Consider the following 17,156-nt stretch of genomic DNA (forward strand, 5'->3'; position numbering starts at 1 on the left):
AAGTTGAACCTTAGTGGGCTTTAAAATCAGTATGTAGCGTTACACTGTTAACAATCAAACACTATGATTTAGCGAGGCGATTCGCCGTCCAAACATAAAGCAGTTCAAGTGCGATAGTAGCTCCAGCTAGAGCCGTAATTTCGCTTTGGTCATACGCTGGAGAGACTTCTACCACATCCATACCAACCATGTTGATACCTTGTAGGCCACGGATGATTTTCAGAACTTTATCTGAGTTCAAACCACCACACACAGGCGTACCAGTACCCGGTGCAAACGCAGGGTCTAGACAGTCAATATCAAACGTTACATAAACAGGTTTGTCACCAACAATACCTTTTACTTGAGCAATGATCTCATCCACGCTCATGTCATTCGCTTGCATCGCATTGATGACATTAAAGCCGTGACCTTCCTGCTTATACTCTGTACGAATACCAATTTGCACAGAATGCTCAGGCGATATTAAACCCTCATTTGGCGCATGGTAGAACATAGTGCCGTGATCGTAACGGCTGCCTTGACTGTAAGTATCAGTGTGCGCGTCAAAATGAATCAGAGCCATTTCACCGTACTTCTTACCGTATGCTCTTAGCAAAGGCAATGTAATGAAGTGGTCGCCACCTAAACCTAACAATGTTTTACCGCTTTTTAGAATCGCATCAGCGGCTGCTTCTAAACGCTGAGTTAAATCTTCAGCATCACCGCAATCAAACACAAGATCGCCAGCATCAATCACCGAGGTATGTTCAAATACATTGAAGTCCCAAGGAAACTTTTTGCCTTCCCACGCCAAGTTTACCGACGCACGACGAATCGCATCAGGCCCCATACGAGCGCCCGGACGACCCGACGTCGCCATATCTAACGGAGCGCCCAACACAACCACATCAGCATCGTTATCAATTGGGTTTTGTACCAATGGACGACGCATAAAAGTCATCGCGTTGGAGTACAGCGAGTAATCTGGTTTGGTAAATAGATCGTTCATTAAAAATCCTCAAGATAGGTGTAACCCATCAAGCCTTGCTCTAACTCTTCAAGTACGCTTTGCTGCTCTTGTGCTGGTACTTTCGCCGTGACCAAATCTTTGTAGTTCTGGCGGATCAGATCTGTATCAATGTGAACATAACGCATCATGTCTTCAACCGTATCGCCTTCGTTGATGTAGTCGATATTAGCTTGACCACTTTCATCAACATTCACCACGACACTGTGAGTATCACCAAATAGGTTATGCATATCACCCAAGATCTCTTGGTATGCGCCTACTAAGAAAAAGCCCATTAGGTATGGTTCATCTGGGTTCCATGCAGGAACTGGCAGCGTTGTTTCAATACCTTGGCCATCAACATACTGGTCAATCGTACCGTCAGAATCACATGTGATATCTAGTACTACAGCGCGTCGCTCGTCCGCATTATCCAAACCACTTAGAGGCAATACAGGGAATACCTGATCGATACCCCACGCGTCTGGTAACGATTGGAACAGCGAGAAATTCACGAAGAACTTGTCGGCTAAACGCTCGCTCAACTCATCCAAAATAGGACGGTGGTAACGGTTCTTAGTACTCATACGAGAGCTAAGTTCGTAGTTAATACGCAAAGACATCTGCTCTGCCCAAGCACGGTGCTGAAGATTCAGCATACCTGTGGCAAATTGGTTGTGCGCTTCTGCGATATCACTCTGCGTGTCGTTGTAGATCTCGATCAACGCTCGGTCATCATTACCCGCATCTAGCTCTAAGAAGTTCTTCCACATGTTGTTTAGCAACATTGGTGCATCAGCTTCAGGCGCAGCCATATCTTCCGGAGAATAGCTTTCTGTACCGATCACGTTAGTAACAAGCACAGCGTGATGCGCAGTCAACGAACGGCCAGATTCAGAAATGATCACAGGTTGTGGCTGATTGTAGAGCTTACAGATATCCCCTACTGTCATTACGATGTTTCGAGCGTACTCAAGCAAGCCGTAGTTCATTGAGTTTGAAGACTGGCTACGTGTACCGTCGTAATCAACCGCCAAACCACCACCAACATCTAAGTACTTCAATTGAGCACCGATATCGCGCAGTTCACAGTAGAAACGAGCCGCTTCGCTCACACCATTTCGTACATCACGAATATTGGCCATTTGTGAACCAAGATGGAAGTGTACTAGCTCTAGAACATCAAGCTGATCTTCTGCTTTCAAGCGTTCAATAACGGTCAGCACTTGTGATGCAGACAAGCCGAACTTCGACTTCTCACCACCACTTGCTTGCCATTTACCTGCGCCTTGAGATGCAAGACGAATACGCAAACCTAAACGAGGTTTCACGCCAAGCGCTTTCGCTTCAGAAAGAACAAGATCAAGCTCTGATAGCTTCTCTAGAACGATAAAAACTTTATGACCTAGCTTTTCACCAATCAGCGCAAGACGGATGTATTCTCTGTCTTTGTAACCGTTACACACGATCACTGAGCTTGCTTTTTGAGCCAGTGCCAATACCGCTAATAGTTCAGGCTTGCTGCCCGCCTCTAGTCCTAGCTGCTTTTGCTCTAATTGAGCTTGGCTCGCTAAAATCTCATCAACCACTTCTTTTTGTTGGTTAACTTTAATCGGATAAACAAGTAGGTAACGATTGTCGTACTGATATTCGTCGATCGCTTGGTTGAATGCGTTACAGATATTGTGCACACGTTGATGCACTATTTGAGGAAAACGCACAAGAGCAGGCAAACCAATATTTCGCTGCTCTAACTGTTTTACGATCTGACTAAGAGGAACTTGATGATCGGTTTCGCTCGGTGAAACATACACCTCGCCATTATCATCAATTCCATAAAAACCTTGGCTCCAGTGCTTTACATTATACTCAGCACGGATGCGTTCCAAATTAACCGAATTTTCCAATTCTAGAGACCTCACACTATAGGGCCATCGACAGAAGATACCTCATTGGAATAGCGAGGTATAACCCAACAAAAAACGTTCAAAAACGATTTGTTGGCTGCATTAACCGATATTATTAAGAGTGAGTCCAACCATTGATATTTGTGGTTACGATTACGTTTCTTTATCGTCGAACCGACTTAAAGTGACAGGTAAGGTATTACAAGGTTTTAGGCCAAAAAACAGGCTGAAGCGCATTAGATTTAAAGCACTTTCTAACAAAAAATCAGGTGAATAAAATACCAAAGACACATAAAATTCTTGGCTAATCTGGTCAAGTTAAGTCAGGGTTGTGACAAATATAACCACTTATCTACCAGAACTGTCGCTATCATCCCGATACCTTGTATCCTGTTATCCCATGCCTATTGATGAGTGCTAAATCATGTCCGAAATGTACACCACCTACGCAAAGCAATACGACTCTGCTGCTCGCGATAATATTTATAATGCCCTATTAGAACGCCCATCAACCATAGCCTTACTAGACGATGTAAAAGACATGGATATTGTCGACCTAGGTTGTGGATCTGGTATTTACGCACAATGGTTTATTGACCAAGGCGCGAATAAAGTGACGTGCACCGATCTCTCTCAGGATATGGTCGACTTGGTGAACGGAAAACAAATCAAAAATGTTTCAGCTTACGCTCAAGATGCAGCCCTTGGCCTACCGAATGAACAAGACAACAGTGCCGATGTCATCGTGTGTCCGCTAGTCTTGCACTACATTGAAGATCTAATACCCGTCTTTGATGATATTCATCGAGTCCTTAAGCCCGGTGGTTACATCGTCTTTTCAACACACCACCCTTTTGCTGACTTTGAATGTACGATTTCTGGTAATTACTACGAGCGTGAATTCATTCAAGAAGAGTGGAACACGGTAGGTACCCCCGTTCAAGTGAGCTTCTACCGCCGTTCTTTAACCGAACTTTGCCAAGCGGTGACTCAATCAGGCTTGCTGATTTCAAACATCACGGAAGGCACTATCGATGAGAAAGCTAAAGAAATTTCTCAAGCGACATACGAGCGACTGTCAAAAAACGTTAACTTTATCTTTATCCGTTGTGAGAAAGCCCCTGCGTAGTCATTAAACGCTTATCTTGGTGCCTTTGATTCCGTTAAAGGCACTCGTTATCTTCTTATCTTCTTATCTTCTTATCTTCTTATCTTCTTATCTTCTTATCTTCTTATCTTCTTACGATAGCTATTATCACCCAACGTCTAAGCCACTTTTCCTCAATTCCCCTTCGAACAAACAACGTGCAACTGAACAAAAAATAAACTTTTCTCGCACATATCTTGTATTCGGTTCAATCTTCTTGTAATTTTAACCGACCAACCAATCGGTCAGCTTTCGAATTTAGGGGATACTATGAGCCATAATCTAGACCTTGAACCAACCACGTCGAACATCAACGACATGGATCAAATATTCAACCGACAAAAAGATCACTACCGCAGTAATGTTAATCCGGCGCTTGAGCAGAGAAGAAAAAACCTCTCGGAATTAAAAGCGTTGCTAATGCGCAACCAAGGGCAATTGATTGATGCGGTGTCTGAAGATTATGGCCACCGAGCAAAACACGACAGCTTGATTGCTGATATCACACCTTCTCTTCACCAGATCAATTACAGCCTGAAGAACCTTAAGAAATGGTTGAAGCCATCTCGCAGAAAAGCAGGCTTAATGCTGACACCCGCGAAGATCACCGTTCATTATCAGCCAGTGGGTGTTGTCGGTATCATTGTTCCTTGGAACTTCCCGGTGATGCTCTCTTTAGGGCCCCTCATCACTGCGTTGGCGGCAGGTAATACTGCAATGCTCAAGATGTCGGAGTTCACTCCTGCGACAAACCGAGTTTTGAAAGCCATGTTGGCTGAAGGATTTAACGAAGATCAGGTTGCGATTATCGAAGGTGAAGCTGACGTTTCCGCGAAATTTAGCCAACTCCCGTTTGATCATATTCTATTCACAGGGTCGACCTCTGTGGGTAAGCACGTAATGAGAGCAGCAGCCAACAACTTAACGCCAGTAACTTTGGAATTGGGTGGCAAGTCTCCAACGATTATTGCTCCGGACTTTGATGTCGCTGACGCCGTTGAACGCATCCTGTTTGCAAAAAGCTTAAACGCTGGTCAGATTTGTGTGGCGCCCGATTACATCTTATTGCCACGAGAAAAAGCCGACGCGTTCATCGCAGCTTATAAGCAGTACTTCAAAAAACTATATAAAGCAGGCATTGAAAGCAAAGACTTAACCTCAGTGATCGATATGCGCCAATACAATCGTTTGAAGGGTGTGATTGCAGATGCTCAGTCTAAAGGTGCGGTTATTCACACTGTCACCGAGCAAGCACAAGATGATGTGAACCACAGAATGACGCCACACCTTCTAACCAAAGTGAACGACGACATGGTCGCAATGCAAGAAGAGTTGTTTGGCCCTATTCTGCCTATCGTGCCTTATGACACTATTGAAGAAGCAATCAACTACATCACAGTAAGAGAACGTCCACTTGCTCTGTATCTGATGAGTCATGATAAGCAGACTCAAGACCAGTTCTTATCGAATACGCATTCTGGCGGTGTTTGTATTAACGACTCTCTAGTGCATGTAGCAGCAGAAGACGCGCCGTTCGGTGGCATTGGCCCTTCAGGCATGGGACACTACCACGGCATTGAAGGCTTTAAGACCTTTAGCCATGCCAAAACAGTTCTAAGTAGAGGAAAAATTAACTTCACCAAGTTAATGCACCCTCCTTACAACAATCCAATTAAAAAGATTCTGTTCAAAGTACTAAATAGATGATTACGAAAAGGCAAAAAATCCTAGATGCTGCACTCCTGCTCTTCTCTCAGCAAGGGCTCGAGGGCACATCTACAGGACAAATAGCGAAAACAGCAGGCGTAGCAAAGGCGACACTGTTTCATCACTTTGAGAACAAATCTCTACTGATTGATGAACTGTTTCGTGAACTGAAAATAGAGCTATTTTCTACCCTTGACCAGCACACAGAAATCGCTGAACAAGATCGCTACCAAGCCTTTAAGTTCATGTGGATCACAGGGCTTGAATGGGCGTTAGAAAATCCAGTTGCGATGAAGTTTTTCACCAATGTTCATTTCGACCCGACGACTCAAACTCGAGAAGTGATTGTTTCAAAGATGTTCGCATCGTTAGACGAGATCATTTTGAAAGGACAAGAAACTGGTGAGCTGATGGTGTTAGACATCAACCTTGTTAGGCACTTCATCCACAGCCATTTTTTGATTTGTGCAAACTGGTTGATTGAGCAGAATGAGTTACCACCAGAGCAGTCAGGCAAATACATCAGCGATAGCTTTGACATGTGTTGGCGAGCTGTCGGCGGACAAAACGTGTAATTTCCAAATTCTTTGAAGCTCTTGCTTTCAAAGAACACTCTAAAGCGCCTCATGGTTATATCTATATAGGCATGAGGCGCTTTAATTATTTGGATACATTTTAATCACATCACCATATTGACTTTAAGCACCCTCTTTCAGTAACATCCCACCATCATTTCAAAAGAGAATAACGCCATAATGAAGTACTAACATCCTGACATCCGATTTATTTTTATAAAAATCATTTGGACACTCGGGGTTAGTGGGCGTTACTTCGTCATCTATTTTCGCGACAAATCAAGTTCTTAAAGATCCGTATTTTGACAACATGTATCTTGCAGAACTGTACCTCAAAGACAGAAATTATCTCAGCGCAGCTTTTCTATCTTTGATTGGTCATCTACCTAAGTAACGTCTTGGCGATCTATTCTTAGACTCCTATGTGGGAGTCTGTGTAGAAAAGCGCCTCACCCCTTTTACTCGTTTACACGTAAAGGGAGGTATTTTATGCCTACTATATTAGCCAACAATCTCTCATTCCAACTCGATACTGGTGAGTGGTTATTCAAAGACATCACCTTTAGTTTGAGCAGTCGCCTGACAGGCTTAGTCGGAAGAAATGGGGCTGGAAAGTCACTACTGCTTTCGTTACTGGTCGGGCAAACACAACCCACATCAGGCAGTGTTTCCAGACAAGGCTCGATCGGCTTTTACTCCCAGTTGCCTTCAAAGCTATTGGATAGCACAACCAGCATTGCTGACTTCTTGGGGATCACCGAAAAGTTAGACGCATTACACGCCATAGAACAAGGCAGTTGCGAACTTCAGCACTTCAATATCGTTGGCGAGGATTGGGATTTACAAGCGAACACAAAGCAACTTTTAGCCACATTGAAAATAACCAGCGGGTTGACCACACCGTGCCATACATTGAGTGGTGGGCAACTTGCCCTTTTACAGCTTCATCAGTTATTCGCATTAAACCACGACATACTGATTCTCGACGAACCTACAAACCATTTGGATAGCGACGGGCGCAATTGGTTACTGGAACAGTACCAGTTGTTTGAAGGAAAAGTACTTGTCGTCAGTCACGATCGAAGCTTGTTGAGACACATGGAAGGGATCTATCATCTCAACAGTTTGGGATTACGTTTCTACAAAGGAAACTACGATGATTACTTCACGCAAATGTCGAGTCAAAGTGAAGCACTGGACAAGCAGATAACGCATCATCAATCGGAGAAGAAACGACTCGAGCGCCAAGCTCAGACTAACAAGGAAAAAGCACAACAACGTGAAGCTCAAGGTAACCGACTCCGAAAATCGGGTAGTCAACCCAAGATATTATTGGATGCAATGAAAGATAAAGCAGGGCGAACCCAAGGTGCATCGGCAACAAGCCACAAGAACTTAAAGGATCAAAACCAACATAAGCTTCAATCTCTTAAAGAACAGCAAGAGCAACTGAAGCCACAAGCGTTGTACCTACAACAAGCGAATCGTTCTAAAAAACACTCACTATTGACCGTTGAAGAGTGTCGCCTGAGCTTTGGTTCTGGTGCTCCTATTAGCTTCTCTCTATCACAAGGGGAACGATGTTATCTAACTGGGGCTAATGGGTGCGGAAAATCGACACTGTTAAAAGCCATTCATGACCAACACTCGAACTATATTGGATCCATTAAGCGCTTAGGGGCGACGGTATACTTGGATCAACACTTTGGTCTGTTAGACACCAACGACACCATGTTCGATAGCTTGATGACACACAGCTTTGGATTAACAGAAAGTGACGCACGAACCTTGTTGGCAGGGATTGGGTTCAGGCGAGACTCTGTATACCGAAAAGTGGCTCATTTAAGTGGTGGTGAAAAAATGAAACTGGCGATGTTGATCGTTAGCCATAAGCAAGACACCCCGCTTCTATTACTCGATGAACCGGACAACCACTTAGACATCGACTCAAAGCAAATATTGGCGTCCGCTTTGCGTGAATACCAAGGCGCATTTATCTTGGTGAGTCATGACAGTGACTTTGTTGAGGAGGTCGGCGTCAGCCAAAACCATATCCAGCTTTAGTCATATCCCTAAATCTTGAGTCTTAAACCTCAGCCAGTTAGGCGAGCTTCATTACTGATGCTCGCCTTTCTCGATTGAGACAAGTAAACTACGCGCCTCGAACATCTATTCATAAGGCTAAGGTTTGCATACTCTAGAACAACTTAAATCAGGGCAACTTAAAGGTATTAAACGCTTAAAACTGTCAGAAGGTCTCACCGAGTTTCCTTTAGAGATCTTGGAACTTGCTGATTCTCTTGAGATTCTAGACCTCTCAGGCAATCAGCTGTCAGATTTACCAGAAGAGTTATCACAGCTGACTAACCTGCGTATTATCTTCGCGTCGAATAACCTGTTCACGCACCTGCCTGATGTTCTGGGGTCACTTCCTAAGCTCGAAATGGTTGGCTTCAAAACCAACCAAATCAAAACCGTTAGCGAGCAGTCTCTGCCGATCCAACTACGTTGGTTAATCCTGACCGACAATGCGATCGAGGTTCTCCCTCACTCGTTGGGTGAAAGACCACGACTACAGAAACTGGCATTGGCAGGTAACAAGATTCGCGTTTTACCAGAAAGCATGGAAAACCTATCAAGCCTTGAGCTGGTTCGTCTGTCTGCAAACCAACTGACTGAATTCCCAGAGTTCCTTATCAAGCTACCAAAACTGGCTTGGTTAGCGTTTGCGGGTAACCCGTTTTGCAAACACCCAAGCAGCTTAGATAGCGTGCCTGCCGTAAGCTCACAATGCTACTCACTCAATCAAGTGCTGGGCCAAGGTGCGTCTGGTGTGATTTCTCATGCTAACTGGTTAAATGGTGACTTTGATTTCCCACAAGAAGTGGCGGTTAAAGTATTCAAAGGCGAAGTAACAAGCGACGGTTACCCACACGATGAACTCGAAGCGTGCCTTCAAGCTGGTCATCATAGCAACCTAGTGAAGTCTATCGCTCAAGTTGATGAAGAGAACTACCTAGCATTGGTGATGGAGCTTATCCCGAGCAACTATTACAACCTAGGCTTGCCCCCTACTCTTGAAAGTTGTACTCGTGATACGTTCAACGAAGGCTTCGAGCTTTCAATTGCTCAGATCAACAGCATTACCGAACAAATGATTGATGTGTTTGAACACCTTCATGCCAATAAGGTTTGTCACGGTGACTTGTATGCGCACAACACCCTAGTCAATGAGCAAGGCCAAATGATCTTTGGCGATTTTGGAGCAGCGACTATCTACGGTTACCTAACTGAAGAGCAACAACAAGGCATTCGACAAATCGAAGCTCGCGCTCTCAAGTACTTTATTGAAGACCTATTGACCGTATGTGCAAAGCAAGACCAAGACCGCGAGCTTTATACTAAATTGGCGAACTTCGAAGCTTAATAGTTCATTGTTCATTGTTCATTGTTCATTGTTCAGAAGTACTCGGTCGAATTGAAAACAACAAAGCCAACATCACTGTTGGCTTTTTATTTGCTCATAAAACGAATCAGCGTTTAACTTTCAACTTGAACAAGTTTCAAGTACGAATGTAGCTCACCGTTCTTATACTCAACCGCAGAGTGGATATTGAGGTCTTTACACGCGACAACATCAAACTGGTAACGATTGTCACCTTTATTGATTTCGACTTGCAGCAACCCGCTTTTCAGCAACCAATGACCTTCGGTTTCAAATCGGTCAAACAAACGATATTCCGTGAGACTACCATCAGAATGAAAGTGAACCTCGGTAATGTACCCTGCTGGGCAACTTTTTACCCAAGTCCGCCCTAAGACATCTTCTTCAACAAAGTTTCTTTTGCTCTCGCACCACTTTAAATAATCGGCACTCTCGCTCAGTTCACTATCAAGGTCATTCTTAGACAGTAACGTTTGGTCTTGCTGTTCACGACAGTAAAGCTGAAGTAGTGTCTGCTGGTTATTACTCATAAATCGCCATCCCTAGCTAGTCAATCTAATCCAATCAGGCTTAAGCTACCAACTCATAAGAGACAACATAAAGTTCAGAGATCCCTGGGTAGATATCTTGAATCACCCCCTTCAGGACTTCTAGCGTCATGTTTTCTTGCTGAGCATGGAACTCACCTAAGTCATCAAACAGGATTGGTTCAACGCTAATGATCTTAAGATTACAGAATACACGTCCCTGCTCTAGCGTGGATACTTCTACAACACTGCCCGGCTGGTAATCGCGCTCAGATTCATCGCGAATAGTAATGGTCTTTTTGCCTGAAAGGATATCGGTTTCAAAACGTTCGAAGAACGTCATAGTAGTAGGTGCGGTCATTTATCTCGGTCGCTTAACATTTAAAGGTTAGGTAAATGTTTATATACCAGAATGCTTGTTCAAGCGAATAAAAATTAGATGCGAGATGCGAGAGAATGCAGCAAAGCCAAATAGCAGGCAATAAAAAAGGAGAACCGAAGTTCTCCTTTTATTAAACCTTTAAGCTAACTCTAAATTATAGAGATGCTTTCGCTTTTTCAACTAGAACAGCAAATGCTGCTTTGTCGAATACTGCGATGTCAGCAAGAATCTTACGGTCGATCTCGATAGATGCTTTCTTAAGGCCATTGATGAAACGGCTGTAAGATAGACCATTTTGACGAGATGCCGCGTTGATACGTGCAATCCAAAGTTGACGGAATTGACGTTTCTTGTTGCGACGGTCACGGTAAGCGTATTGACCAGCTTTGGTAACTGCTTGGAAAGCTACGCGGTAAACACGTGAACGTGCTCCGTAGTAACCTTTAGCTTGTTTTAGAACTTTCTTATGACGTGCACGAGCTTGTACACCACGTTTTACGCGAGGCATTATGCTTCTCCTAAACTAAACGAATTTATAAACTAAAAAGAATTAAGCGTATGGCATCATACGTAGAACTTGAGCAACTTCACATTTAGGAAGGATCGAGTTCGGACGAAGCTGACGCTTGTTCTTAGTAGTACGCTTAGTCAGGATGTGACGTTTACCAGCGTGCTTAAACTTAATACCACCAGCAGTTTTCTGGAAACGCTTAGCAGCACCTTTGTTGGTTTTCATCTTAGGCATGATGAATAACTCCGCATTGTTGAGTTGTTAATAACATAGTAATTAGGGCGAATAAAACCCCGCAACCTGAGGCTGCAGGGTTTAATTACTTGCAAAGCCGTTAATTACTTCTTTTTAGGGGCCAACACCATGATCATCTGGCGACCTTCAATTCTCGTTGGGAAAGATTCGACAACTGCAAATTCTTCAGTATCTACTTTCAAACGATTAAGAACGTCAACACCGATTTCTTGGTGAGCCATTTCGCGGCCACGGAAGCGAATTGTTACCTTCACTTTGTTGCCGTCTTCAAGGAAACCAGTCAGGTTGCGTAGTTTTACCTGATAGTCTCCAATATCAGTTCCAGGTCGGAATTTAATTTCCTTGATCTGAACCTGCTTTTGCTTTTTCTTCTGCTCTTTCGCAGCTTTGCTCTTCTCGAAGAGGAACTTACCGTAGTCCATCACACGACAAACTGGCGGCTCGGCGTTAGGGCTGATCTCTACAAGATCCATACCAGCTTCATTTGCAGCTTCCATCGCTTCAGCGATTGTTACTACACCAACAGCTTCGCCGTCTGCGCCAGTTAGACGCACTTCACGAACGCCACGAATGTCACCGTTTAAACGGTGCTGGTTTTGTTTGGCCGGTTGTTGGCCACGTCTTCCGCCTTTAATAGCTATTCCTCCAGATTGAGCTTACGGCTTGAAACCTCGGCTTGGATGTATGAAATAAAGTCATCCACTTTAAATTTGCCAAGGTCCTTACCTTTACGTGTACGTACTGCAATTTCGCCGGCTTCCATTTCTTGGTCACCACACACAAGCATGAACGGTACACGTTTCAAAGTATGTTCGCGGATTTTAAAGCCAATCTTCTCATTTCTCAAGTCTGCTTTGACTCTAAATCCACTTTTTTGCAGTTTTTTCGCAATTTCTTGTACATATTCAGACTGTTTGTCTGTAATGCCCATAACAATTGCTTGTTCTGGCGCCAACCACGTTGGGAAGAAGCCAGCGTATTCTTCAATAAGAATACCGATGAAGCGCTCTAGTGAACCTAAAATCGCGCGGTGAATCATAACTGGCGTGTGACGCTCGTTATCTTCACCTACGTAAGTTGCACCTAAACGTTCTGGTAATGCAAAATCGAGCTGCACTGTACCACATTGCCATGCGCGGTCCAAACAATCATGCAAAGTAAATTCAATCTTAGGTCCGTAGAACGCACCCTCGCCTTCTTGAATCTCGTATGCAATCTCCATCGCCTCAAGCGCTTGCTTAAGATCGGCCTCTGCACGGTCCCACATTTCGTCTGAACCTACACGTTGTTCTGGACGAGTAGATAGCTTAACAACGATGTTTTCGAAACCGAAAGTTGTGTAAGTATCGTAAACCATTTCAATACAAGCTTTAACTTCTTGTTGAACTTGGTCTTCAGTACAGAATACGTGAGCATCATCTTGAGTGAAGCCACGAACACGCATAATGCCGTGAAGTGCGCCAGACGGCTCGTTACGGTGACATGAGCCGAACTCAGCCATACGTAGCGGTAGATCACGGTAAGATTTCAAACCTTGGTTAAAGATTTGAACGTGACCAGGGCAGTTCATTGGCTTGATCGCGTATTCACGGTTCTCTGAAGAAGTCGTGAACATCGCTTCAGCGTACTTATCCCAGTGACCAGAACGCTCCCAAAGAACACGGTCCATCATTAATGGGCCTTTAACTTCTTGGTAATCGTACTCAGTCAGCTTCTGACGAATAAATACTTCTAGCTCACGGAAGATAGTCCAACCGTTGTGATGCCAGAACACCATGCCTGGTGCTTCTTGCTGCATGTGGAATAGATCTAAGTGCTTACCGATTTTACGGTGATCACGCTTAGCCGCTTCTTCTAGGCGCACGAGGTGAGCCTTAAGCGCTTTCTTGTCGTGGAATGCAGTGCCGTAGATACGTTGAAGCATCTTGTTGTCACTGTTACCACGCCAGTAAGCACCCGCTACGTTAAGTAGTGTGAAGTGTTGGCAGAAGCCCATATGTGGAACGTGTGGACCACGACACATATCGATGTATTCTTCATGGTGGTACAGGCCTGGACGATCGTCTTTAGAAACGTTCTCATCCAAGATTTCGATTTTGTAAGTCTCGCCGCGAGCTTCGAATGCGTCACGCGCTTCCTGCCAGCTAACTTTCTTCTTAACAACCTGGTACTTGGTCTTCGCTAGCTCTTTCATACGCTTTTCAATCTTTTCTAGATCTTCTTGCGTTAGAGAGTGCTCAAGGTCGATATCGTAGTAGAAACCGTTATCTATGGTAGGACCTATCGCCATTTTCGCTTCTGGAAAAAGCTGCTTAATCGCGTGACCTAAAAGGTGAGCACAAGAGTGACGAACGATCTCAAGGCCATCAACTTCATCTTTAGCTGTGATGATTTCTAGGCTTGCATCGTTTTCGATAAGATCACAAGCATCAACACGCTCGCCGTCTACACGACCAGCAATGGTTGCTTTCGCAAGACCAGGACCGATTGATAGGGCAACATCTAGAGTTGATACAGGGTTGTCAAATTGACGCTGACTACCGTCAGGAAGAGTAATAATTGGCATTATTTGTCCTTTACAGTGGTGTTGCACACCAAGCAACACATGAAAATGTTTAATATATGTTTTTCAATCAACGAGTATGTTGATCGGAGATATATGCATAATAAAGATACCCACATAGAAGCAAATACAGATGCCCCATTTGTGAGTAGCCGAACATTGTAACGAAATTATATGAAATGACAATGACAGAGAGAATCTGCACGCTCTCCAACCACTTCGTTTCATAAGGTTTTATCTTAGTAGTGTTAACTTCCTTGCTCCTTGGAACCCTCTTTCCAATCAAGCTGTATCAACTCAACTAATTCTCCTATCTCTTTTGAGTTCGCTCTTCCAACTTATCTCTTACAAACGAGTTATTTAGAGCTAAGCTATATAGAAGCAACGGAATGCGGATGAGATGCATATGGAAAAACAGGCCACTGTTATATCGTTCAAACCACTTTTACCATTACTAATAGCAACTGTTGTTTTTATTCCAACCGCATGGGCCAACAAAGATTACGGACCGCTAATCAGTTATACCCAAGCACCATTACAGTCAGTTCGTCTTACTCCAACGCTCCGCTCTGGCTTTCCACTCGAAGAAAATAAGGTTGAAGTGTTTGCTTCTTTAACCGCCGCAAGTATCTGGGCTAACTCTCACGACTATCATTTAGACTATTATCAGAACCAACTTCAAACAGGCCTGAAATGGCAACTAACAACAGCATGGCAAGTCGAGTTCAATTATCGCTGGCTATACGCTGCTAACAATCACCTCGATAAAATAACCATCAACTACCACGATTTACTTGGCCTCGACCAAGCTGGACGAGATCGAAAAGACCGACACCAATTTGATATTTACGCGCCAGACCACGACATAAATACTAGAGATTTCTCTGGCGACACGCTGACTAACGCTTTCACCCTCTACACTCAATACCAAATCATAGACCTTGAAAACCACGGCTTATCCTTTGGCGTATCCCTCTATCATAACAATGTCAGCCACGGCGCCTTCGAACGAAGCAGCAACGAGCAAAGCGCTCAATTCAACTATGCTTACCAACTCGACATCAATACCTTTTACACAAGCTTAGGGTTCGCCAATCAGTCTAATCGAGAGATAGAAAATGGCTTTTCACATAAGAAAACGACATGGTCATGGATGGGCGATTATCAACTCACGCTATTTGAAAACCATGAGTTACACCTTGAGTATCGTTGGTATGAAGGTGCAGAAGGTGGTGACACTGAATTTTCAGAAGCCGCTAATGAAATAATGCTTGGGTATCGCTACCTAATGCAACGTTCAGCTATCGAGATATCCATCATCGAAAACATCTTCAATATGGATAACTCTACCGACGTTGCCTTCCAATTGGCCTATCGGCATCAGTGGTAAACACGTTTCAGGTCGAGAGAGTAGAAACAAAAAAGCCGAACTAAAAAGTTCGGCTTTAGAAATCGTACTGTCTTGTCCCTACTAATAGAAAGAGTAACTACTAATAGAGGCAACTATGCACTCATAATTCTTGAGACTGCGTTGCGAATGTCTGAATCGGCGGCATTAGCAGGCAGGCTGAATGAGATGTATTGATCGCCACGGAAGCTCATTGAGCGATCGATTTCTGCTAGGCAGTGAACCATTGAGCCTTCAACGATGAATGACAGCTCGATCTCTTTATTATTCATAAAGCCGCCGCTACGAAATTCAATCTCTTGGTAACAGCCAGAACGAGAAGCAAAGCTGTTGCCTTTCAAGAAGCCCTTCTCTACATCAGCTTTCACCATTGCCATACCTGATGCTTCCACGCCTTGGATGATTTTAGCAACTGTTGGCAGTGGGTGTACGGAGATAAAATCGCGGTCTTTAGGATCAATCGCGAAACCGATATCTAGGTTGGTTTCTACCCACACGTGACACTGATTCATTTTTGCGTTCAACGCAGTAACCGGCGTTTCATCATTCAGTTTAAGACGGAATGGAACCAGTTTGGTTTCGCCCGGTTGGATCACGAAAGGCTCTACGGCTTGAATACGACCCAGTGAAAAGGTTTCGTAGCTGGTGCTGTCTTCCGTTTCTACTTTTACTTCTGTGTTAAGAACTAAGTTGATCAGGTCAATTTGTTGCTCAACGTCGCCGCCAACAATGTGAACATTGCCAGACAACTCTCCACCTTGGAAAACTTCAATATTATCTAAGACGGTATCAACCTTTGCGGCACCGATGCCCAACGAGGCCTTTAATTTCTTAAACATATTATTTCCCTTTCTAATTATCTGATTTACGAATAGTTATTGCGTGACAATTTGCGACACTTGCCTCACAGAATCAAGCAATTTGCCCTATCTATGTTGAATAAGGTCACATTGCCCGAGGAAATGTTGAAATCGTGAAAAATTCCGTTACTCTATTTGTATAGTCAAATAAGGTTTCATTATGTCGAAAGCGCCGCTCTACCTTCAGATAAAACAGTTCATAGACGACAATATCACCAGTGGTCACTGGCCAGTGGGTTACCAGATAACCACAGAACTCGAACTCACAGAGCAGTTCAATGTGAGTCGAATGACGGTCAATAAAGCCATTCGAGATCTGGTGTCTGAAGGCAAGCTCATTAGGAAGCCAAGGCTGGGTACTTTTGTTTGTGAACCCGACGAAAAGGCGCAATCTCCCCTGCTTGATATCAACAACATCGCGCAAGAGATCAAAGACAGAGGCCAAACGTATACTAGTCAAGTTATCAAACACGATAGCATTAAGGCTGATGAAAGCACCGCCACACGGTTAGGCGTAATGATTAACGCAGAGGTATTCTATAGTGAAATCATCCACTTTGCGGACAACGCACCAATACAATTGGAAGCGCGTTGGGTGAACTCTCAAGCCGCCCCAAAATATCTAGAGCAAGACTTTTCAACCTCTACGCCCAACGAATACCTTTCAAAAAACTGCCCGTTGAGTGCTATCGAGCATACGGTTGAAGCCATTATTCCTGACTCTAAAATCAGAACATCACTAAAACTTTCTGAATCAGAGCCTTGCCTACTTTTGAATAGAAGAACATGGAGCAAAGAGCGCCTCATCAGCTTTGCATTGCTCTACCATCCTGGCTCTAAGTACAAATTAAGCTCCAAGATACTTCTAGATTAAAGAA

General features: G+C 43.9%; 16 protein-coding genes. 7 read left to right on the forward strand and 9 right to left on the reverse strand.

Translation table 11 applies throughout. The features are described from left to right. Positions 1-61: 61 nt before the first annotated feature. Both speB and speA read right to left on the reverse strand, forming a co-directional pair. Positions 62-991, reverse strand: a complete 930-nt coding sequence (gene speB, locus QWZ07_RS15405) for an agmatinase (protein ID WP_065111167.1) — start codon at positions 989-991, stop codon at positions 62-64. Then, on the reverse strand, positions 991-2,898 hold the full coding sequence (gene speA, locus QWZ07_RS15410) for an arginine decarboxylase (protein WP_065680285.1): 1,908 nt from the start codon (positions 2,896-2,898) through the stop codon (positions 991-993). The genes speB and speA overlap by 1 nt, the downstream gene beginning before the upstream one ends. Before the next feature lie 424 nt (positions 2,899-3,322). Between speA and QWZ07_RS15415 the strand changes: the two genes are divergently transcribed. The 5 genes from QWZ07_RS15415 (at position 3,323) to QWZ07_RS15435 (ending at position 9,754) form a co-directional block, all read left to right on the forward strand. Continuing rightward, on the forward strand, positions 3,323-4,027 hold the full coding sequence (locus QWZ07_RS15415) for a class I SAM-dependent methyltransferase (RefSeq protein ID WP_192853385.1): 705 nt from the start codon (positions 3,323-3,325) through the stop codon (positions 4,025-4,027). 288 nt (positions 4,028-4,315) lie between these two features. Next, positions 4,316-5,752: a coniferyl aldehyde dehydrogenase gene (locus QWZ07_RS15420; protein WP_192853386.1), complete on the forward strand. Its 1,437-nt coding sequence runs from the start codon at positions 4,316-4,318 to the stop codon at positions 5,750-5,752. Then, positions 5,749-6,327, forward strand: a complete 579-nt coding sequence (locus QWZ07_RS15425; protein WP_192853387.1) for a TetR/AcrR family transcriptional regulator — start codon at positions 5,749-5,751, stop codon at positions 6,325-6,327. Before QWZ07_RS15420 ends, QWZ07_RS15425 begins: the two co-directional genes overlap by 4 nt. A 489-nt stretch (positions 6,328-6,816) precedes the next feature. Further along, a complete protein-coding gene (locus tag QWZ07_RS15430; protein WP_192853388.1) occupies positions 6,817-8,391 on the forward strand; it encodes an ABC-F family ATP-binding cassette domain-containing protein in 1,575 nt (524 codons plus the stop codon). Positions 8,392-8,515: 124 nt separating this feature from the next. Then, positions 8,516-9,754 (forward strand): leucine-rich repeat-containing protein kinase family protein, encoded by a 1,239-nt coding sequence (locus tag QWZ07_RS15435; RefSeq protein ID WP_192853389.1) that lies wholly within the window; start codon positions 8,516-8,518, stop codon positions 9,752-9,754. 113 nt (positions 9,755-9,867) lie between these two features. Here the strand turns inward: QWZ07_RS15435 and QWZ07_RS15440 are convergent, their stop codons facing one another. The 6 genes from QWZ07_RS15440 to thrS all read right to left on the reverse strand — a co-directional run bounded on the left by QWZ07_RS15440 (position 9,868) and on the right by thrS (position 14,013). Then, on the reverse strand, positions 9,868-10,302 hold the full coding sequence (locus QWZ07_RS15440) for a hypothetical protein (RefSeq protein WP_102311486.1): 435 nt from the start codon (positions 10,300-10,302) through the stop codon (positions 9,868-9,870). A 40-nt stretch (positions 10,303-10,342) separates the two neighbouring features. Next, on the reverse strand, positions 10,343-10,660 hold the full coding sequence (gene yqfB / locus QWZ07_RS15445; RefSeq protein WP_048659526.1) for a N(4)-acetylcytidine aminohydrolase: 318 nt from the start codon (positions 10,658-10,660) through the stop codon (positions 10,343-10,345). A 175-nt stretch (positions 10,661-10,835) separates the two neighbouring features. Further along, on the reverse strand, positions 10,836-11,189 hold the full coding sequence (gene rplT / locus QWZ07_RS15450; RefSeq protein WP_004733517.1) for a 50S ribosomal protein L20: 354 nt from the start codon (positions 11,187-11,189) through the stop codon (positions 10,836-10,838). A 42-nt stretch (positions 11,190-11,231) separates the two neighbouring features. After that, positions 11,232-11,426, reverse strand: a complete 195-nt coding sequence (gene rpmI / locus QWZ07_RS15455; RefSeq protein WP_004738430.1) for a 50S ribosomal protein L35 — start codon at positions 11,424-11,426, stop codon at positions 11,232-11,234. A gap of 104 nt (positions 11,427-11,530) precedes the next feature. Then, complete coding sequence (infC, locus tag QWZ07_RS15460) at positions 11,531-12,088, reverse strand: translation initiation factor IF-3 (RefSeq protein WP_425471748.1); 558 nt, start codon at positions 12,086-12,088, stop codon at positions 11,531-11,533. Continuing rightward, positions 12,085-14,013, reverse strand: a complete 1,929-nt coding sequence (gene thrS / locus QWZ07_RS15465; protein ID WP_029223062.1) for a threonine--tRNA ligase — start codon at positions 14,011-14,013, stop codon at positions 12,085-12,087. The genes infC and thrS overlap by 4 nt, the downstream gene beginning before the upstream one ends. Before the next feature lie 403 nt (positions 14,014-14,416). On the opposite strand from thrS, the gene QWZ07_RS15470 reads away from it, so the two are divergent. After that, entirely contained in the window at positions 14,417-15,400 is a 984-nt protein-coding gene (locus QWZ07_RS15470) for a DUF3187 family protein (protein ID WP_192853390.1), read from the forward strand. 113 nt (positions 15,401-15,513) lie between these two features. Here QWZ07_RS15470 and QWZ07_RS15475 read toward each other — a convergent pair whose 3' ends face one another. Beyond that, the gene (locus QWZ07_RS15475; protein WP_192853391.1) at positions 15,514-16,257 is read right to left on the reverse strand and encodes a sporulation protein; all 744 of its coding nucleotides are present in this window, start codon (positions 16,255-16,257) and stop codon (positions 15,514-15,516) included. 181 nt (positions 16,258-16,438) lie between these two features. Here QWZ07_RS15475 and hutC point away from each other — a divergent pair, with 181 nt between their 5' ends. After that, positions 16,439-17,152, forward strand: a complete 714-nt coding sequence (gene hutC / locus QWZ07_RS15480; protein WP_054542290.1) for a histidine utilization transcriptional repressor HutC — start codon at positions 16,439-16,441, stop codon at positions 17,150-17,152. The last annotated feature ends 4 nt before the right edge of the window (positions 17,153-17,156 follow it).

This window comes from Vibrio lentus (assembly GCF_030409755.1).
GTDB classification, from domain to species: domain Bacteria; phylum Pseudomonadota; class Gammaproteobacteria; order Enterobacterales; family Vibrionaceae; genus Vibrio; species Vibrio lentus.